The sequence below is a fragment of the Acinetobacter sp. GW821-FHT01C12 genome (assembly GCF_059422625.1).
The window spans coordinates 394110-413708 of sequence record NZ_JBWKXD010000002.1 but is presented as its reverse complement, the minus strand read 5'-3'; the positions used below and the strand labels follow the sequence as shown (position 1 = coordinate 413708).

17 protein-coding genes are annotated in these 19599 nt (G+C 39.5%); 6 read left to right on the top strand and 11 right to left on the bottom strand.

Annotated elements, in window-relative coordinates; genetic code table 11:
• The first annotated feature begins 73 nt into the window (after positions 1-73).
• On the top strand, positions 74-1129 hold the full coding sequence (hppD, locus tag AC07WY_RS07515; protein ID WP_494736069.1) for a 4-hydroxyphenylpyruvate dioxygenase: 1056 nt from the start codon (positions 74-76) through the stop codon (positions 1127-1129).
• 69 nt (positions 1130-1198) lie between these two features.
• On the opposite strand, the gene AC07WY_RS07510 is transcribed toward hppD, so the two are convergent.
• From AC07WY_RS07510 to fahA, 4 genes are all read right to left on the bottom strand, one after another.
• Positions 1199-1978, bottom strand: a complete 780-nt coding sequence (locus tag AC07WY_RS07510; protein ID WP_056518097.1) for an IclR family transcriptional regulator — start codon at positions 1976-1978, stop codon at positions 1199-1201.
• Positions 1979-2459: 481 nt separating this feature from the next.
• Positions 2460-3008 (bottom strand): VOC family protein, encoded by a 549-nt coding sequence (locus AC07WY_RS07505; protein ID WP_262086624.1) that lies wholly within the window; start codon positions 3006-3008, stop codon positions 2460-2462.
• Positions 3009-3026: 18 nt separating this feature from the next.
• A complete protein-coding gene (gene maiA, locus AC07WY_RS07500; RefSeq protein ID WP_494736068.1) occupies positions 3027-3659 on the bottom strand; it encodes a maleylacetoacetate isomerase in 633 nt (210 codons plus the stop codon).
• A complete protein-coding gene (gene fahA / locus AC07WY_RS07495) occupies positions 3646-4953 on the bottom strand; it encodes a fumarylacetoacetase (RefSeq protein WP_494736067.1) in 1308 nt (435 codons plus the stop codon). The genes maiA and fahA overlap by 14 nt, the downstream gene beginning before the upstream one ends.
• Before the next feature lie 353 nt (positions 4954-5306).
• Between fahA and AC07WY_RS07490 the strand changes: the two genes are divergently transcribed.
• Entirely contained in the window at positions 5307-6695 is a 1389-nt protein-coding gene (locus AC07WY_RS07490; protein WP_004823234.1) for an amino acid permease, read from the top strand.
• Between the two features lie 86 nt (positions 6696-6781).
• On the opposite strand, the gene AC07WY_RS07485 is transcribed toward AC07WY_RS07490, so the two are convergent.
• From AC07WY_RS07485 to carA, 5 genes are all read right to left on the bottom strand, one after another.
• A complete protein-coding gene (locus AC07WY_RS07485) occupies positions 6782-7405 on the bottom strand; it encodes a CatB-related O-acetyltransferase (RefSeq protein WP_419335377.1) in 624 nt (207 codons plus the stop codon).
• Positions 7406-7550: 145 nt separating this feature from the next.
• On the bottom strand, positions 7551-8435 hold the full coding sequence (locus tag AC07WY_RS07480; protein ID WP_434279143.1) for a class I SAM-dependent methyltransferase: 885 nt from the start codon (positions 8433-8435) through the stop codon (positions 7551-7553).
• A gap of 450 nt (positions 8436-8885) precedes the next feature.
• Positions 8886-9362: a transcription elongation factor GreA gene (gene greA / locus AC07WY_RS07475; RefSeq protein ID WP_004717337.1), complete on the bottom strand. Its 477-nt coding sequence runs from the start codon at positions 9360-9362 to the stop codon at positions 8886-8888.
• Positions 9363-9455: 93 nt separating this feature from the next.
• Positions 9456-12689, bottom strand: a complete 3234-nt coding sequence (gene carB, locus AC07WY_RS07470; RefSeq protein WP_004717334.1) for a carbamoyl-phosphate synthase large subunit — start codon at positions 12687-12689, stop codon at positions 9456-9458.
• Positions 12690-12703: 14 nt separating this feature from the next.
• Positions 12704-13843, bottom strand: a complete 1140-nt coding sequence (gene carA, locus AC07WY_RS07465) for a glutamine-hydrolyzing carbamoyl-phosphate synthase small subunit (RefSeq protein ID WP_004823230.1) — start codon at positions 13841-13843, stop codon at positions 12704-12706.
• Positions 13844-14162: 319 nt separating this feature from the next.
• Between carA and AC07WY_RS07460 the strand changes: the two genes are divergently transcribed.
• On the top strand, positions 14163-14627 hold the full coding sequence (locus tag AC07WY_RS07460; protein WP_004823229.1) for a hypothetical protein: 465 nt from the start codon (positions 14163-14165) through the stop codon (positions 14625-14627).
• A 113-nt stretch (positions 14628-14740) separates the two neighbouring features.
• Here AC07WY_RS07460 and AC07WY_RS07455 read toward each other — a convergent pair whose 3' ends face one another.
• Both AC07WY_RS07455 and yhbY read right to left on the bottom strand, forming a co-directional pair.
• On the bottom strand, positions 14741-15280 hold the full coding sequence (locus AC07WY_RS07455) for a DOMON-like domain-containing protein (RefSeq protein WP_004717328.1): 540 nt from the start codon (positions 15278-15280) through the stop codon (positions 14741-14743).
• An 11-nt stretch (positions 15281-15291) separates the two neighbouring features.
• The gene (yhbY, locus tag AC07WY_RS07450) at positions 15292-15615 is read right to left on the bottom strand and encodes a ribosome assembly RNA-binding protein YhbY (protein WP_004717326.1); all 324 of its coding nucleotides are present in this window, start codon (positions 15613-15615) and stop codon (positions 15292-15294) included.
• Between the two features lie 198 nt (positions 15616-15813).
• On the opposite strand from yhbY, the gene rlmE reads away from it, so the two are divergent.
• From rlmE to folP, 3 genes are all read left to right on the top strand, one after another.
• Complete coding sequence (gene rlmE / locus AC07WY_RS07445; protein ID WP_004717323.1) at positions 15814-16464, top strand: 23S rRNA (uridine(2552)-2'-O)-methyltransferase RlmE; 651 nt, start codon at positions 15814-15816, stop codon at positions 16462-16464.
• 179 nt (positions 16465-16643) lie between these two features.
• Positions 16644-18533: an ATP-dependent zinc metalloprotease FtsH gene (gene ftsH, locus AC07WY_RS07440; RefSeq protein WP_004823226.1), complete on the top strand. Its 1890-nt coding sequence runs from the start codon at positions 16644-16646 to the stop codon at positions 18531-18533.
• A 131-nt stretch (positions 18534-18664) separates the two neighbouring features.
• Complete coding sequence (folP, locus tag AC07WY_RS07435) at positions 18665-19519, top strand: dihydropteroate synthase (protein WP_262086616.1); 855 nt, start codon at positions 18665-18667, stop codon at positions 19517-19519.
• Positions 19520-19599 lie beyond the last annotated feature (80 nt).

Below are 19599 nucleotides of genomic sequence, written 5' to 3'. Positions count from 1 at the left end.
GATTGACCTAAATACCTGTGATCTTTTCTCGGCATTAAAAAACGGATGAATTTATTCAAATAAGGGAAACTAGATGGATATTTTAGATAACCCATTAGAACTATGTGGCTTTGCATTTATTGAGTTTGTTTCGACGGAAAATGGATTAGATCAAATCTTTGAAGCAATTGGTTTTGCTAAAGTCGCAAAGCATAAATCAAAAAAAGTTTATTTATGGCGTCAGGGTAATATTAATATTATCTTGAATTATCAACCTGAATCTTATGCATCATTCTTCTTTAAAGAACATGGCCCATCAGCATGTGCAATGGGTTTTAGAACGCGTGATGCAGCTAAAGCTTTTAAAAATGCAATTGAACTTGGCGCAGAGCCAATGTATTCGCAAGCAGGACCAATGGAATTAAATATCCCAGCGATTAAAGGAATAGGCGGTATGCCAATTTTCTTGGTCGATCGTGATATTTATGAAAATGATTTTGTATTCTTTGATGACGAAAATCGAAATCCACGTCGAGCTGGTTTAAATGAAATTGATCATTTAACCCATAATGTCTATAAAGGACGCATGGATTATTGGGCAAATTTCTATGAAAAAATCTTTAACTTCCAAGAAATTCGCTATTTCGATATCAAAGGTGAATATACGGGTTTAACTTCTAAGGCGCTGACTGCACCTGATGGGATGATTCGTATTCCTTTGAATGAAGACTCAGACAAAGGCAATGGGCAAATTGCCGAGTTTTTGGCTGACTTTAATGGTGAAGGCATTCAACATATTGCTTTTATTACCGATGACTTAATTTCAACATGGGATAAGTTAAAAGGTTTAGGGCTGAAATTTATGACGGCACCTCCTGAAACTTATTATGAAATGTTAAAAGATCGTTTACCTGATCATGGTGAACCGACAGAAGAGCTGCAAAAGCGCGGTATTCTGTTAGATGGCAATACCAAAGACGGTCAGAAAAAACTGTTATTACAGATTTTCTCTGAAAATATGCTTGGACCTGTATTCTTTGAATTTATCCAACGTAAAGACGACGATGGTTTTGGTGAGGGCAACTTTAAGGCATTGTTTGAATCAATTGAACGTGACCAAATTCGCCGTGGTGTATTAGAAGCCAAATAACAAAATCGTACTCAATACAAAAAAGCCAAGAATTTAATTCTTGGCTTTTTGCGATCTTTCACTAAAAAATTAACGTGTTTGTATGTATTGATTCATCGCAGCAACTTCACGTTTAAATAGTTCAAGTTTTTCACTACCCGCGTTGACTGGTAAAAACATTTCACTGTCTAATGCAACAATACAAAATTCCATTGCAAGATGAGCGTTGAAAATAGGTAAACCCACAGCATTGATACCAACAAGTAAGTCACCTTGGGCAATTGCCATACCTTGCTGTAAAGTATTTTCTTTTAAAACAAGAAATTCGTCCCAGTTGGTGGGTTTGACCTGACTATGGTTCAGCGTTGCTTTTTCCCATTCAGAGTGCATCAATGGTTTGATTAGCGCTTCGGGTAAATAGGAGGCAAAAACCCGCCCAGCAGCTGAATTTACTAAAGGCATGATCGAACCGACTTTGGTCACAATTGAAATCGGATGATTTGATTCAATCGACTGTACAACTAATGGGCCTTTAGGTGACCATTTGCTGATTTGAATCCCGCAACCAATTTTACTTTGTAGTTCATAAATAAGGTGCTGAACAAGCTGTAAAACATCAGTGTGTTGGATACAGTTTAAACCTAAACGCCAAGCTTGATCACCAAGCGCATACTGACCACCCTCAAGTTGTTTTGCATAATTCATCCGAATCAAACTGACAAGATAACGATGTACCTTGGCTGGATGCATATCAAGTTTACTCGACAGCTCTTTTAAAATAATCGGCTTATTATGTTCCAAAAGGGCATTGAGAACGGCTAAGCCCACCTCAAGTGATTGAACCCCACCAGACAACTTTTCTTCAATCATTGAATAACCCTTAATCTGCATACGATCTAGCAGTTTTGATGTGCTGTCGATATTTGATTTACATATTTAACACATAGTGCCTGAGCATTGTACAAAATAGAACTTATCTTTTTAAATGAAATCTCAACAGAGTCTCAATGAATGTTATCAGCATACAATTGTTTTTGAAGTGCTGCATATGATTTATTAAACAACAGTACATCATCAAAAGATCTAGACCATTAAAGTTAAGTCGATAAAAATCGGTATTGGAGTCACAAGGCTTCAATACCGATGAATTCTAGCATTGTCCCACAGCAATATTTTAAATGCTGATTGCTGTTATTGCTTAAGATTCAGCAAAACTAGCATTGTGTGCCATTAAAGCTGCTTAATATCGTGTTCAACTAGATCTAGGATGCCAAATCACGAAACATACGATTAATAAACTGAGTAAGTACTCAGTTGGCTTTGGCACCCATATATACTCAATTGAGCATGATTATGCGCCCAATTCGTCTTCATGCAAAAAATGAGTATGTTGAGGCGCACGTTTGGTACGGCTCCACTCATCCAGCATTTCTAATTTCATTTCTTCGGTAATTCGTGCGATTTTTGCATCTGCATGCACATCGTTATAGGTCAGTTCTAAACGATGACCATTGGGGTCAAAGAAATAAATCGAGTGGAAAATGCCATGGTTGGTGACACCAAGAACTTTAACACCCTGTGTTTCAAGATGCTCTTTTGCAATCAATAACGTATCGAGGTCTTCAACTTCAAATGCGATATGTTGAACCCATTGAGGGGTATTTTCGTCACGCCCCATATCGGGTTGAGTGGGCAGTTCAAAAAATGCCAATACATTGCCTTGTCCAGCATCTAAGAATAAATGCATATACGGATCAAAGGCTTTGGTCGAAGGCACATGGTCTTCAGCAAAGGCCAAAATAAAATCCATATTGAGCATTTTTTTATACCATTCCACGGTTTCTTTGGCATCTTTACAACGATAAGCCACATGGTGAATTTTTTTAATCGCAAAGCTCATGATAAAACTCCTTTATCTCTATTCCCAATCTGGTTGTTGTTCTGGGGCTGCATTGAAGAAGGCAGGAAGGGTTAAACAGTGTTGACTAATTGACTCAATCTTTGCAAAAGCGCTTAAATCAATTTTAAAGCGTTTGGCGTTATAGACTTGAGGAATCAAACAACAGTCTGCAAATGTCGGTTGTGTACCAAAACAGAATTGCCCATTTGAATCTTTTAGTTGGGCTTCTAAGCTGTTAAAGCCCGCTATGATCCAGTGTTGGTACCAGTGTTTTTTTTGTTCGTCACTGAGACTGAGATCATGTTGTAAATACTTTAAGACTCTTAAATTATTTAACGGATGAATATCGCAGGCGATCGCTTGTGCAAAAGCACGTACTTTACTACGTGTGATGATATTTTCAGGCAATAATGAAATTGCTGGATAACGTTCTTCCAGATATTCCAAAATACTGAGTGACTGTAAAAAGCTTTGATCTTCATCCACTAAAGTTGGAACACACTGACTTGGATTAAGTGCTTGGTAACACTCTAGCAGTTGCTCATTCTTGACCAAATGCACGGGCTGTATTTCATAACTCAGTTGTTTGAGGTTCAGTGCAATCCGAACCCGATAAGCCGCAGAGCTACGGAAATAACTATACAGTTTCATAGCTCAAGTCTTCTGTTTGATGAAAGCTAAACTGGCGTGCTGGCAAAATGCTATTAGCAACTTCACCAAAGCCCACTCTGATCCCTGCTTTTTCACAATAGCCTTTCATCACAACACGGTCACCATCTTGCAAGAAACCACGTTTTTCGCCATTCGAGAGGGTTAGCGGTTTGGTGGTATTCCATGTCAGTTCAAGCAAACTACCATAAGCATCTTCTGTAGGACCTGAAATTGTGCCTGAACCCATCAAGTCACCGACTTGGACATTGCAACCTGCAATCGTGTGGTGGGTGAGTTGCTGTGCCATTGACCAATACATATATTTAAAGTTGGTTTGGCAAATTACATCAGCGTGTGCTGATTGAGGGCTTTGAACTTCAATACTGAGGTGAATATCATAGCTGTTGGCAATATTTTCCTCTAAATAGCAAAGTGGTTTAGGCTGTTGTTCTGGACCTTTGACTTTAAATGGTTCCAGTGCTTGCATGGTCACTACCCAAGGTGAAATTGCACTTGCAAAAGTCTTGGCATTAAACGGGCCTAATGGTACGTATTCCCATTGTTGAATATCACGTGCCGACCAATCATTGAGCAAAACCATACCAAAAATATGCTCCCAAGCATCTGCAATCGCGATAGGCTCACCCAATTCAGTCGCTTTACCAACGATAAAGGCAGTTTCTAATTCAAAATCGAGTTTACGTGTTGCAGAGAAAACAGGGCGTTCTTGATCTGGTAATTTGATTTGCCCAGAAGGGCGAACAATATCTTTGCCACTGACAATCACAGAGCTGGCACGACCATTATATCCCACAGGAAGTTCGCTCCAGTTTGGAAGCAATGCATTCTTTGGATCTCTAAACATGGTTCCGACATTGGTAGCATGTTCTTTGGACGAGTAGAAATCTGTATAGCCAGAGACTTGAATAGGTAAGTGTAAAGTGACTGTATTTTGCTTAAACAATGCGTTTTGGCGTAAAACCACATCATCACGAAGTATTGGATTTTCAGCAGAGAGTAGACTTTGTAATGTAGTACGAACCTTTTGCCAGTTGTGTTTACCCGTTTCTATAAATTTATTCAGTGTCGCTTGATTAAAACAATCTTGATGTCCATTGATCACTAATAGTCCATGTACCTCTAAGTGGGCAAGGTCTATGACCCAATCTCCAATGGCAACACCCACTCGTTTTGTGCCTTGGGGTGTTTCACTAAAAATACCGTAGGGCAAATTATGTATTGTGAAATCTGATTGTGAGTCAATTTCAAGAAAACAAGTTAAATGTGAGTTCATGATTTGCTTTCCTTGTCTTTAATTTTGTTAGGGGTGATCAAAATCTTTAATGTATTTTCTTAAGTATTTGAAAAACAAATAAATATAAAGCTATTTAGATGCCTTGTTCAAATGACTCAAGCAAGTTGTCAGTGTCTTATCATTTCTATCATACTGAAAATATTTAATTACGCAATACATAATTTGATTACATAATTCATAATAATTGTTATTTGTTGAATTTTCTGCTTATATGCGCGGTTATGAGAAAAGTAAATCAATTATTTTTCGATTAGATATAGGCATTTTTGATTAACTTATGATATACGTAATTTTGAATACAAAAATTACGAGACAAGGATGAGAATAATCATATGTCAAAACATGAGCAAGGAAACCTGAAACATGGTTTAAGCAATCGGCACATCCAGCTTATCGCGCTAGGTGGTGCTATTGGTACAGGATTGTTTCTGGGTATTTCGCAATCGATTAAGCTTGCAGGTCCTTCAGTCATACTCGGTTATGCGATTGCTGGATTTATTGCGTTTTTAATGATGCGACAGTTAGGTGAAATGGTGGTTCAAGAACCCGTCAGTGGTTCATTTAGTCACTTTGCCTACAAATACTGGGGCTCATTTGCAGGTTTTATGTCTGGCTGGAATTATTGGGTACTCAATGTTTTGGTATGTATGGCAGAGCTGAGCGCAATTGGTCTTTATATTCAATATTGGTGGCCTGAAATTCCGACTTGGATTTCAGCATTGGTGTTTTTTGTTTTAATCAACGGTATCAACTTATTGCATGTTAAATTTTTTGGCGAAATGGAGTTTTGGTTCTCTATTGTCAAAATTTTGGCAATCTTAGCCATGATCGGCTTTGGTTCCTACTTACTTGCAACAGGTACAGCAGGGCCACAGGCAAGCATTAGTAACCTTTGGGCATTGGGCGGTTTTTTCCCATTTGGTGTGGAAGGTTTAGTCATGGCAATGGCTGTGATTATTTTTGCCTTTGGTGGGATTGAGCTATTTGGTATTACTGCAGCAGAAGCGCGTGATCCTGATAAAACTCTGCCTAAAGCAGTCAATCAAATTATTTATCGTATTTTGATTTTCTATATTGCAACACTGTTTATCTTATTTGCACTTTTCCCATGGAACCAAATGGCAGAAGGCGGTAGCCCATTTGTAATGGTATTTGCTTCACTGGATAGTCATGGTGTTGCGACCTTACTGAATTTTGTCATCCTTACCGCAGCTGTTTCGGTGTATAACGGGACCAGTTATTGTAGTAGTCGGATGTTACTTGGTTTGGCGCAACAGGGTAATGCACCGAAGTTCCTTAAGCATATTAATAAGCGTGGTATTCCAACCAATGCGGTTTATGTTTCAGCTTTTGTCACAGTTTTATGTGTACTACTCAATTATGCATTTCCAGAAAAAGCATTTGGTTTATTGATGATGTTGGTGGTTGCTGCAATTGTGATTAACTGGGTGGTTATTTCATGGACGCATTTAAAGTTCCGTAAAGCCATGCAAACACAAGGGCAGACCACCAAGTTTCCAAGTATTGCTTATCCATTCAGTAATTATCTTTGCATTATCTTTATGTTGGGTATTCTGGTGGTAATGTCATTCACCGAGAATATGCGTATTGCGGTAATGATGATTCCAGCATGGATTCTTTGTTTGATGCTTGCTTATTATCTGAAACAACGAAAGTTAAAAAATGCACAGCAAAATGTTGTGTTAAATTCTGATGTATAGCAAAAGATTTTAATCTTTGCAAAAGGGCTAAATTGATATTTAGCCCTTTTTTCTTTCTGTGTGATTATTAACCTATACCGAGGAAATTATTCTGCTGCTTTTAAAAACTCAATCAATTGATTGATATCATCGCTTTGTAATCGCTCTCGAATTTTTAGAATTTGCTTCTCATCTAAATCATACAATTTAACTGACTGTAATTTTTCAATCTGATCTTGAGAAAACCGATATTTAATGATTTTTGTCGGTACACCACCGACAATTGCATACGCTGGCACGTCTTGAGTGACGACTGCACCTGTAGCAACGATGGCACCTTCACCTAGCGTTACCCCTTGCATAATCATGGCACGACTGCCAATCCAACAACCATCGCCAATCACCGTATCCCCAGCGGGTAAAAAGCTACGGGTATCAAAAGGAAATGTAGAAATCCAGTCAGGGCGATGTAATTGATTACCACCCATCATGATCACACATTCCGCCCCAAAACAAACAAAGTTACCAATATATAACTGGTCAATTGGTTTCTCTACAGTTGATGGCTTATCATGCAAATAACGCACCACGCAACGTTCAAATCCCTGATCCCAATATGCCGAATAATAAGAATAATTTCCTTTAATATGAATATTGGGATTTTTCACAGTCTTAGAAATAAACTCAAATTCGCACCAGTGTTTTACGGGGGAGTGAATAGCGTCAGTCATGGGAGTACAAAAGCTTAAGTGCAAAGGCTAGAGCGCGTATTGTAACCTTAGATTGAACTTAGATCTTGATCAGCAATTAAAAAATATTCAGTGCATTGGGTTTAAACATCAATTCTTCAGCGATGCCTTGGCTGGTATTCAAGTATTAACCTATTTTTAAATGGATCAAATGCGTGGCATGGGTATGACGAATATGATCAGCACGATGGTTAAAGTAACGATGGGTAATGTCTTTACCTGATAAATCTTCAACCACCTGATAACCCATCATTGCAACTGCATGATGCAATGCTTGCGAAGAAAACGCACCAATCAACGGCTCTTTTAAGAAACGGGTAAACTGTGACACTGCGAAGCTACCCAAACGCTCAATACCTTGTAAGGCTCTATAATCAATCGAATAATCCATCACGACTTGGCTATTTTTGCCAGTAAAGGCTGCAATGTTGTGTAAGGTTGCTAGGGTTGCTTGTGGGGTTAAATAATGGGTTGTGCCCAGCCATGAAAAAAATGCAGCTTGGGTATTTTGAAATCCACTACGCGCCAAAGCATCAGACAATTTTTCTTTTTCAAAATCAATCCCTACAAATTCCACATTGCTTGGGAGCTCACCTGTATTACTGAGCTTTTTTAATTTTTCTAATTTGGTTCTTTGTGTATCAGGATGATCAATTTCAAATATTTTGAGTTGAGGGTATTGCTGGGCCAAGCGTAATACAAAAGAGTCTAGACCAGCGCCAACCAATACATACTGTTGAATATGATCATGTTCAATCGCTTGCTTTAAAAGATCTTCTGTATAGCGAGAACGTCCAACCACTTGTCCAGTCAATTTACCAAAAGTTTGATTCATCAAATTGGAATTTAACGCTTTACGTAGAAGGGCGTTATTTAAAAGTAAGCGCCATTGTGAATTGGTCATTTCAAATGCATAAGGGTCAGAGAATACGGGATCGTTGGCATTTAAATGGTGATTGGCCCTAATTGCTGCTGCCGCTTCAGCAGTTTTACTTGCTCGTCCTGCTTTCATCCTCGTCCTCAATGAATTTTAATTTTTCCTCAATGTAATGCATAGAAAATATTTAACAATGGCAATTTACTTTGAGCAGTTGGTGAAAATTGCTAGTTTTCTTGGTGTCTATATGGCCGAGGTATCTTATTTAGCTTGGCGCAAGATCTGAGCGATGTATGGATGATGCTTGATGTTGATTAAATGGATATGCGAGCAGTGTTATTTTCTAGGTGAATGCAGGATTATTTTGATCTGACTGTTTTTAAATTTTTTTATCTATAGTCACCCTTCACTTTTAAGAATAATGAGGTGGTTTGACTATATATCTTGAGTTTTTGACAAAAATATTTTGAGCCTGTTTGTCTTAGTCAATGATTGATGACGGAATATAAAAGTGATTCGTTTTTTGTTATTGATATTATATTTTTAGCCCAATAAAAAGGGCTGAATCATCAGCCCTAGTATGTGTTAAATATATTCAACACTTACCACTTCATATTCCACTTCACCCTGTGGTGTGGTGATTTTGGCTTCGTCGCCTTCATTCTTACCAAGAAGACCACGCGCAATAGGTGAGTTCACTGAGATCTTATTGATCTTAAAGTCAGCTTCATCATCACCTACAATTTTATAGGTTTTCTTTTCTTCAGTATCCAAATTCTCAATGGTTACTGTCACACCAAAAACCACACGACCTGTTTGTTCGAGTCCTTTAACATCAATGACTTGGCAAGCACCAAGTTTACCTTCGATGTCTTGAATACGACCTTCACAAAAACCTTGTTGCTCGCGCGCTGCATGGTATTCTGCGTTTTCTTTTAAATCCCCATGTTCACGTGCTTCTGCAATTGCAGCAATAATACGTGGACGATCAACAGATTTTAGCTGTTGCAATTCTTTCTCTAAGGCGACCTTGCCTTCAGGAGTCATAGGATAACGTTGCATTGTTGTCCCTCAGTTCAGTATTTTAAAAAATACAGGTTTATAAAATGAAAAAAGCCCGCCACCGATAAGATGACGGGACTTATCGGAAACGAATTAACCTAGTGTTTGCAAATCTTGCAAGCGATATACATCCATTGGCAATTTAATTGCTAAAGCTTGGCATACAGCATCAGCACCATTCAAGGTTGTTGTGTAATACACTTTACCTTGAAGCGCAGAGCGACGGATTGAGAATGAATCCTGCTGAGCTTGTTTACCTTCTGTAGTATTGATAATGAGGTGAATCTCGCCATTTTTCAAGCGGTCGACAATATTTGGGCGACCTTCTGTTACTTTATTCACACGTTCACATTCAATACCAGCTTCTTTAATGACATCATAAGTACCGCCAGTTGCGATAATTTTGAAGCCTAAATCAACCAATTGTTTCGCAATACCCGCGGCACGAGGTTTATCTGAATGACGTACTGAAATAAATACGTGCTTCACTTCACCTTCAGTTGGTTTACCCGGTAAGCGATCATTAGAGCCTAACACAGCTTTATAGAAAGCTTCACCAAAAGTTGTACCAACACCCATCACTTCACCAGTAGATTTCATTTCTGGTCCAAGGATCGGGTCTACACCTGGGAATTTGTTGAACGGGAATACTGCTTCTTTCACAGCAAAATGCGTTGGGATAATTTCTTTTGTGAATCCTTGAGATTCTAAAGATTGACCCGCCATACAACGTGCTGCAACTTTTGCTAATGATTCGCCGATACATTTAGAAACGAACGGTACTGTACGAGACGCACGTGGATTCACTTCAAGAATATAAACGTCATTACCTTTAACAGCAAACTGTACGTTCATCAAGCCAATCACACCAAGCTCTTTCGCCATAGCAACGGTTTGACGACGCATTTCATCCTGAATCTCTTGAGAAAGAGAGTAAGGTGGAATCGAACATGCTGAGTCACCAGAGTGAATACCTGCTTGTTCAATATGCTGCATAATACCGCCGATCACCACATCTTTGCCGTCAGATACACAGTCAACATCGACTTCAGTTGCATCATCAAGGAAATGGTCAAGCAGTACAGGTGCTTCGTTAGACGCTTGTACAGCATCACGCAAGTAACGTTTAAGTTCGTCGTCGTTGTATACGATTTCCATCGCACGACCACCAAGGACATAAGATGGACGTACAACCAACGGATAACCCACTTTAGATGCTTCAGCCATACCTTCTTCAGCAGATTTAACAATGCTGTTGCTTGGTTGACGAAGATTCAAACGTTGAATCATCTGTTGGAAACGTTCACGATCTTCTGCACGGTCAATCGCATCTGGAGACGTACCGATAATTGGTGCGCCTGCTTCTTCTAAAGCACGAGCCAATTTCAAAGGTGTTTGACCGCCGTACTGTACGATAATCCCTTTTGGTTTTTCTGTACGTACGATTTCTAAAACGTCTTCTAAAGTGATCGGCTCAAAGTACAAACGATCAGATGTGTCATAGTCAGTTGAAACCGTTTCAGGGTTACAGTTAACCATAATAGTTTCATAACCATCTTCACGCATTGCAAGAGCAGCGTGAACACAGCAATAATCGAACTCGATCCCTTGACCAATACGGTTAGGACCACCACCGATTACCATGATCTTGTCACGGTTAGATGGATTCGCTTCACATTCGTCATCATAAGTTGAGTACATGTAAGCAGTATCTGACTCGAACTCAGCTGCACAAGTATCTACACGTTTGTAAACAGGGTATACACCCAAGTTCCAACGGTGCTTACGGAATTGCTTTTGCGAAATGCCCATCAAGTCTGCAATACGTAAATCAGATAAGCCTTTTCGCTTAAATGCACGGATATTGTCAGCGTTCAAATCACCAAAACCTAAAGTTTTGATTTGTTCTTCAGACTGAATGATGTCTTGGATTTGAATCAAGAACCAACGATCGATATTGGTTGCAGCAAATACTTCATCTAATGTGAAGCCATGACGGAATGCGTCAGCAACATACCAAATACGCTCAGGACCTGGCACTTTAAGCTCTACCAAGATTTTATCTTTCGCGCCTTCAGTACCCACCGCAATTTTCTCATCGAAACCACAAGCACCGACTTCAAGACCACGAAGTGCCTTTTGTACAGATTCTTGGAAGTTACGACCAATTGCCATGACTTCACCCACAGATTTCATCTGTGTCGTGAGTGTTGCATCAGCTTGTGGGAATTTCTCGAAGTTAAAACGAGGAATCTTGGTTACAACATAGTCGATTGCAGGTTCAAACGATGCTGGTGTTGTTCCACCAGTGATGTCATTTTTCAATTCATCAAGGGTATAACCCACTGCAAGTTTTGCTGCAATTTTGGCAATAGGGAAACCTGTTGCTTTAGACGCAAGCGCAGAAGAACGAGATACACGAGGGTTCATCTCGATCACAACCATACGGCCATCTTTCGGGTTGATACCGAACTGAACGTTTGATCCGCCTGTCTCTACACCAATTTCACGTAGTACCGCTAATGAAGCATTACGCAGTAATTGGAACTCTTTATCTGTTAGTGTCTGTGCAGGTGCAACAGTAATGGAGTCACCTGTATGCACACCCATTGGATCGAAGTTTTCAATGGTACATACAATGATACAGTTGTCGTTTTTATCACGAACAACTTCCATTTCATATTCTTTCCAGCCAATTAATGATTCATCAATCAATAATTGTTTGGTTGGAGAAAGATCAAAACCGCGTTCACAGATTTCAATGAATTCTTCTTTGTTATAGGCGATACCACCACCTGAACCACCCATCGTAAATGATGGGCGGATAATCACAGGGAAGCCGAAACGGGCTTGAATTTCAAGCGCATGTTCCATGCTTTCTGCAACATCAGCACGTGGGCATTCCAAACCAATTTTGCGCATTGCGATATCGAAAAGTTTGCGATCTTCCGCTTTTTCGATGGCTTCTTTGGTCGCACCAATCAATTCAACATTGTATTTTTCTAAAATACCGTTGGCATCAAGTGCCAATGCACAGTTTAATGCCGTTTGACCACCCATTGTTGGAAGAACCGCATCTGGGCGTTCTTTCTCAATGATTTGTGCAACAGTTTGCCACGTAATCGGTTCGATATACGTTGCATCTGCCATAGTCGGGTCAGTCATAATGGTGGCTGGGTTAGAGTTCACCAAAATAACACGGTAGCCTTCTTCACGAAGGGCTTTACATGCTTGCGCACCTGAGTAATCGAACTCACATGCTTGCCCGATGACAATCGGACCCGCACCAATAATTAAGATGCTTTTAATGTCTGTACGTTTAGCCATGATCGCTTCCTTAATTACTTCTTAGATGCTTCAATAAGTTCGATGAAATGATCGAACAATGGGGCACAGTCATGTGGACCAGGGCTTGCTTCAGGGTGACCTTGGAAGCTAAACGCAGGTTTATCTGTACGATGAATACCTTGTAGGGTTTGATCGAACAAAGATTTATGCGTAGCTTTGAGGTTTGCAGGTAAAGTTTCTGCATCTACTGCGAAGCCATGGTTTTGAGAAGTAATCATCACTGTACCATTTTCAAGGTTTTGTACAGGATGGTTTGCACCGTGGTGACCATGTGGCATTTTCACAGTTCTAGCGCCAGAAGCTAAAGCTAGAATTTGATGACCCAAACAAATACCGAAAACAGGTAGATTTGTAGTTTCAACAATGGTTTTTACTGCTGCAATTGCATAATCACATGCTGCTGGATCGCCAGGTCCATTTGACAAAAATACGCCATCTGGATTTAACGCCAATACTTTTTCAGCAGGTGTTTGTGCTGGAACAACAGTTAATTTACATCCGCGGTCTGCAAGCATACGTAAGATGTTGGTTTTGACACCATAATCGTATGCAACAACATGAAATTTTGCTTCTGGTTGAGAAAAGCCTTGGCCCAATGTCCATGAGCCTTCGGTCCATTCAAAACCTTCTGGGTCACAACATTCTTTCGCAAGGTCTAAACCATCTAGACCACCAAAGGCACGTGCTTTTGCAATAGCTTCTTCTTCAGTAATATTATCGCCGGCAAGAATGCATCCGTTTTGTGCGCCTTTGTCACGTAAAATACGTGTCAGTTTACGAGTATCGATATCTGCAATGGCAACGACATTATGTTGTTGTAAATATTCGCCAAGAGACTGAGTAGCTCGGAAATTGCTGTGTAATAACGGTAGGTCACGAATGATTAAACCATTCGCCCAAACTTTATGAATTCGACCTGATTCAGCGTCTTCTTCATTACAACCAGTATTACCGATATGAGGATAAGTTAAAGTTACAAGTTGCTGTGCATAACTAGGGTCGGTCAAAATTTCTTGATAACCAGTCATGGCAGTGTTAAAAACGACTTCACCAGTCGTACTTCCCGTAGCGCCGATCGATGTACCTTTAAAAACAGTACCGTCAGCAAGGGCTAAAATGGCGGGGGTGCTCAAACCATAGCTCCTGAACTAAAACCACAAAAATAGGGCTGTAAAAAAGCGAGTAGACGAAAAAAAAGGAAGGCTTACTAAATCCTACCCTCCTCTTGTCTGCTCGCTTGTAACTTAACAGCGCATTATACGCATGAGCCTCTCGAAAGTCTATTTTATTTCGAGGGATAATCTAAGATAAATACCTTGCTATTTAGCATTAATTCTGCTTTTAAAGTGAATTGTTTGAAATTGTAAGTATTTAAATATTGTCAGACAAATCAAAATCTAAAATTTATCCTTTCAATGTATCTTATTGACTCACATTCCAGGGGGAATCAATATGACTATATCTAAAGAAACTGTTACAAATAAAGTAACAAAAGAGACTGCGGCTTTGAAAGAAGTTGTGACTGAAACTACAGAAAATTTAGAGAAGTTAGGTAAAGAAGCACAGCAAAAAGTTGCTGAAGCGGTTACCGAAACTAAAACTAAACTTGAAGCAGAATCAGAGCAATTAACTGAGCAAGTTCAAGATCAAGTACAAAACTTTAAACAAGATTTGGTACAACGTCTTGATGTGATCAAATCACAATTTTCAACTTCACAAAAAGATTTGGTTGAATTGGCTGATTTCTTAAAAGCAGAATTAAGCATTTTAGTGAAAGAGTTAACTGAAGTTGGTAAAGAAATTCGTGAAGATGTTTCACAAATTTCGAGCAAACATAAAGTACAGTTAACTGAAACTTTAAAGCGTTCAAAAGATCATACTTTAGAAGTTTGGAATAAAGTAACTACAAAACAATAAGATATGTAAAGCTTATATTTTGAGGAAGGCCATTTTTAAGAGAAATGGCAAAAAAAAAGTGAGGCTAGTTGCCTCACTTTTTTATTTTCAAGCACAGTTTACATAAGCGTATTTTAAAATGTATGTAACCAATCACGTTTATTGTGAAAGTCGGCTTGTTGGCCACTGTGTTGCATAGCAAAGAAATGTTGACCTTGCGTGGTATTTAAAACAGCGCTTAAACCCAAAAATAAGTCTGACCATTTTAATTTATTGGCAAGCATGAACTCGCTAAGATCTATGCTGACATTTAATCCATAATGCGTGCGCTTTAACTGGTTTAATTCAATGTCATAAGCAGCGACTGGTGGCATATTTTCAGGATAACGATATTCTTCAAATTGGTAAGCTTGCCAAGCTTGAGAAGGGGATAGATTAATTTCACGATAATAATCTTCACCTTGCACACCAATAAAAATCTCAAAACAGGTATTTTCCCAAAGGAAATCCTGGCGTGGATTTGCTGTAACCAGTTCAGGATAAATTATGAATTGATTGGGATCTCTTAACCAATAACCGACATTGAGTGTATATGGGCTAATTTGTTCAATCGCGCCAACTAGGGAGATACTTTGAAAACGACGATCAAATGCATTCAGTTCGAAACTTGCCATGAAGATAAATCTTAATTTGAAAGATGAGCGTGGCGAACTAAATTAGACAATTTTGGATTTTGTTTCGCAGCTTTTTTATAAAGCAATGCAATTTTACCAATTGTTTGAACAACTTCCGCACCAGTGACATTGGCAATTTCAGTAATTGTTGCAGCACGTGCTTCGCGGTCTTCACCTGTAACCTTGACTTTAATTAACTCGTGATCATTTAAAGCACGGTTTAATTCTTCAACGACACTTTCAGTCAAGCCTTTATCGCCAAGCATTACAACAGGGTTTAACGCATGTCCGATTTGACGTAAACGTTTACGTTCTTGGATAGATAGAGCCGCCATAAAAGATAACCTAATTTTAGAAACGACTTAGTATAACAAAAGCCATATCACTACGCTGTAAATTCTGTAGAAATAATCGATGAAGCTTATTCAAAAAAACATATCAATATCTGTCGATTTAAATCAATATGAATACTGCAATGAGAATTTTTTTCACGTACAATCAGAAGTTAGTTATCGGTTTAGATCAAGAGAGTTATGGCTACACGCATTACCAACCAGAAGTTATCCAAAAGTAGTCGTGCGTGGATGAGAGAGCATTTAGATGACCCTTTTGTGAAAAAAGCACAAAAAGAAGGTTACCGCGCTCGTGCTGCATATAAACTTCTTGAAATTCAAGAAAAACACAAAATGATTAAACCAGGGATGACCGTGGTTGACTTGGGTGCTGCGCCAGGAAGTTGGTCGCAAATCGCAGGTAAACTGGTCGGTGATAAAGGTTTAGTGATTGCTTCAGATATTTTAGAAATGGATGCTTTACCTGATGTTACTTTCTTACAAGGTGACTTTAGAGAAGAAGAAGTTTTCGAAAAATTGTTAAATATTTTAAATGGACGCACTGTAGACGTTGTAATTTCAGATATGGCCCCCAATACATCAGGTAATAGGGCTGTAGATCAACCTCGCCAGATTTACTTGTGTGAACTTGCGTTAGATTTTGCCAACAAGGTTCTTGGACCAAAAGGGCAGTTTTTAGTTAAAGTTTTCCAAGGAACTGGTTTTGATGAGTTCCGAAAGCAAGTCGTGGATAGTTTTGATGTGTTAAAAACAGCAAAACCAGCTGCTTCACGTGCACGTTCAAAAGAAGTTTTTTTAATTGGACAGGGCCGTAAAAAAGTTTCGCAATAGCTGGTGTTTTTGAGGTATGTTCATTCTTCGTAATGAATTGCCAACAAATGCTTGCCAAGTTGTTAAAAATTGTGCATTTTGTACCTTTTTAACCTTTATTGCGAAATTCATTACTCGCTTTTTGTTACGATCAAGCAAGATTGAGCCTGATCAAAATAGTTATATATGGGAATAAAGCTTTGAGCGATTACTTCAAAAATGCCGTATTGTGGCTGGTCATACTGGGTGTGCTGATCTTAATCTTCAGCAATCTCAGTGACCGCAGTAAGCCTTCTGCGATGAATTATTCAGAATTCGTCACAGCGGTGAATGCTGGTCAAATTAGTAAAGTCACAATTGATGGTGAAAGAATAAGCGGCGAAAAAAAGAACGGTTCGAACTTTGAAAGTATTCGCCCAGCAGTTCAAGATCCTGAATTGATGCCTACACTCATCAAAAATAACGTTGTTGTTGAAGGTACTGCACCTCAACGTCAAGGTTTATTGATGCAACTTCTCATCGCAAGCTTTCCTGTGCTTTTAATTATTTTATTGTTCATGTTCTTTATGCGTAACATGGGTGGTGGTGCAGGCGGTAAAAATGGTCCAATGAGTTTTGGTAAATCTAAAGCAAAAATGCTTTCAGAAGACCAAATCAAAGTGACCTTTACCGATGTTGCTGGTTGTGATGAAGCAAAACAAGAAGTTGTGGAAATCGTTGATTTCTTGAAAGACCCTGCAAAATTCAAACGCTTAGGGGCAACAATTCCTAAAGGCGTATTGATGGTTGGTCCTCCAGGTACAGGTAAAACTTTACTTGCGAAAGCGATTGCTGGTGAAGCCAAAGTTCCATTCTTTAGTATTTCAGGTTCTGACTTCGTTGAAATGTTCGTTGGTGTTGGTGCATCTCGTGTGCGTGACATGTTCGAACAGGCGAAACGCCATGCACCATGTATCATCTTTATTGATGAGATTGATGCAGTTGGTCGTCATCGTGGTTCAGGTACTGGTGGTGGTCATGATGAACGTGAACAAACACTCAACCAAATGCTTGTTGAAATGGATGGTTTCGAAGGTAATGAAGGGATTATCGTCATTGCTGCAACAAACCGTGCGGATGTACTGGATAAAGCATTACTTCGTCCGGGGCGTTTCGACCGTCAAGTGATGGTGGGTCTGCCAGATATTAAAGGTCGTGAACAGATTTTGGCCGTGCATTTGAAGAAACTTCCTTCGGTAACAGGTGTTGATCTTAAAGTATTGGCACGTGGTACACCTGGTTTCTCTGGTGCGCAATTGGCGAATCTTGTAAATGAAGCTGCATTGTTTGCTGCTCGTCGTAACAAGAACACCGTCGATATGCATGACTTTGAAGATGCAAAAGATAAGATCTACATGGGCCCTGAACGTAAGTCGATGGTGATCCGTGAAGAAGAACGTCGCGCGACTGCTTATCATGAAGCAGGTCATGCCATTGTTGCAGAAATTCTTCCAGGGACTGACCCTGTGCATAAAGTAACAATTATGCCACGTGGTTGGGCTTTGGGTGTAACTTGGCAGTTGCCAGAACATGATCAAACTAGCCATTACAAGTCTAAGATGTTGAATGAACTTTCAATCTTATTCGGTGGTCGTATTGCTGAAGAAGTTTTCATTGATCAAATGTCAACGGGTGCGTCTAACGACTTTGAGCGTGCAACCAAAATGGCACGTGCGATGGTGACCAAGTATGGTATGTCAGACAAAATGGGCGTGATGGTCTATGAAGATGAAAACCAGAATGGTTTCTTCGGAAATGTCGGTAGCCGTACGATTTCTGAAGCAACACAACAACAGGTTGACCAAGAAGTACGTCGTATCTTGGATGAACAGTATCGTGTTGCGCGTGATATCCTTGAAAATAACAAAGATATTGCACATGCAATGGTAAAAGCCTTGATGGAATGGGAAACGATTGATCGTGATCAAATCCGTGACATCATGGAAGGTCGTGATCCTCAGCCACCTAAGGTTTATGTGGCTGAAAATCCAGTGCTTGATGTAACACCTACAGATGGTCCATCAACACCACCACCATTACCAGCAACCTGATCAGTCAGTGAATAAACAAGAGCCTCAATCGAGGCTCTTTTTTTATACGAAAAAATTCACAGATGAAAAAAAATCACTGTGCTATTAATTTGAATTGCTAAACTAGCCTGAATTGAATAAGGAGAATTGACATGCAACTGATGCCACTGCCCAAGCAAATTTTACAATGTGGGCGTTTGAGTCTGGATTTATCGCAAGCAAATGTCATGGGTATTTTGAATGTCACTCCAGATTCATTTAGCGATGGTGGGAAGCATGATCAAAAAGATCAAGCTGTTGCTTATGCCAAGCAAATGATTGCTGATGGTGCGACAGTAATAGATGTTGGCGGTGAATCTACACGCCCGGGTGCATCTGTAGTCGAGATTGCCGAAGAAATACGTCGTGTTGTTCCTGTGGTTGCTGAATTAGCCAAATTGGATGTCATTATTTCAATAGATACCTCACAGCCAGAAGTCATTCGTGAGGCGGTTAAGGCTGGTGCACATATTTGGAATGATGTCCGTGCTTTAACTCGTCCACATGCCTTAGAGACTGCTGCAGAGCTTAATATCCCTGTGATTATTATGCATATGCGAGGCGAGCCAACCACAATGAATCATCTTGACCAGTATGACGATGTTACTCAAGAGGTAATTGCTGAATTACAGCAACGCGTAGATGATGCACTACAGGCAGGAATTCAGCCTAAAAATATTATGATAGATCCTGGTTTTGGTTTTGCTAAAAATGCGCAACAAAATTTAAAGCTTCTCAATGAGTTTTATCAACTGAACAACATGGGTTATCCAATTTTATCAGCCTTATCACGTAAGCGCTTCATTGGTGACGCTTTAGATGGTGCAGATGCCAATCATCGTGCTGTAGGTAGTGTTACTGCACACTTGCTCAGTATTCAACAAGGCGCGTGTATGGTGCGTGCACATGATGTCAAAGCAATGTCGGATGCAATTAAAGTATGGCAAGCCATGCGCTCTGCAATTTAATGATGAATGATCAATAGTCCCTGATATTGTTTGATCTTTTTTAAAATTAAGATCATCTACATCTGAAAAATTAATCAGTT

Coding starts and splice junctions, on each gene's coding strand:
- AC07WY_RS07490 (WP_004823234.1), top strand. CDS start 5,307: ATGTCAAAACATGAGCAAGGAAACCTGAAACATGGTTTAAGCAATCGG.
- yhbY (WP_004717326.1), bottom strand. CDS start 15,615: ATGGCGGCTCTATCTATCCAAGAACGTAAACGTTTACGTCAAATCGGA.
- fahA (WP_494736067.1), bottom strand. CDS start 4,953: ATGAACTCACATTTAACTTGTTTTCTTGAAATTGACTCACAATCAGAT.
- carB (WP_004717334.1), bottom strand. CDS start 12,689: ATGGCTAAACGTACAGACATTAAAAGCATCTTAATTATTGGTGCGGGT.
- AC07WY_RS07455 (WP_004717328.1), bottom strand. CDS start 15,280: ATGGCAAGTTTCGAACTGAATGCATTTGATCGTCGTTTTCAAAGTATC.
- hppD (WP_494736069.1), top strand. CDS start 74: ATGGATATTTTAGATAACCCATTAGAACTATGTGGCTTTGCATTTATT.
- folP (WP_262086616.1), top strand. CDS start 18,665: ATGCAACTGATGCCACTGCCCAAGCAAATTTTACAATGTGGGCGTTTG.
- rlmE (WP_004717323.1), top strand. CDS start 15,814: ATGGCTACACGCATTACCAACCAGAAGTTATCCAAAAGTAGTCGTGCG.
- AC07WY_RS07505 (WP_262086624.1), bottom strand. CDS start 3,008: ATGAGCTTTGCGATTAAAAAAATTCACCATGTGGCTTATCGTTGTAAA.
- greA (WP_004717337.1), bottom strand. CDS start 9,362: ATGCAACGTTATCCTATGACTCCTGAAGGCAAGGTCGCCTTAGAGAAA.
- AC07WY_RS07485 (WP_419335377.1), bottom strand. CDS start 7,405: ATGACTGACGCTATTCACTCCCCCGTAAAACACTGGTGCGAATTTGAG.
- AC07WY_RS07460 (WP_004823229.1), top strand. CDS start 14,163: ATGACTATATCTAAAGAAACTGTTACAAATAAAGTAACAAAAGAGACT.
- AC07WY_RS07510 (WP_056518097.1), bottom strand. CDS start 1,978: ATGATTGAAGAAAAGTTGTCTGGTGGGGTTCAATCACTTGAGGTGGGC.
- AC07WY_RS07480 (WP_434279143.1), bottom strand. CDS start 8,435: ATGAAAGCAGGACGAGCAAGTAAAACTGCTGAAGCGGCAGCAGCAATT.
- maiA (WP_494736068.1), bottom strand. CDS start 3,659: ATGAAACTGTATAGTTATTTCCGTAGCTCTGCGGCTTATCGGGTTCGG.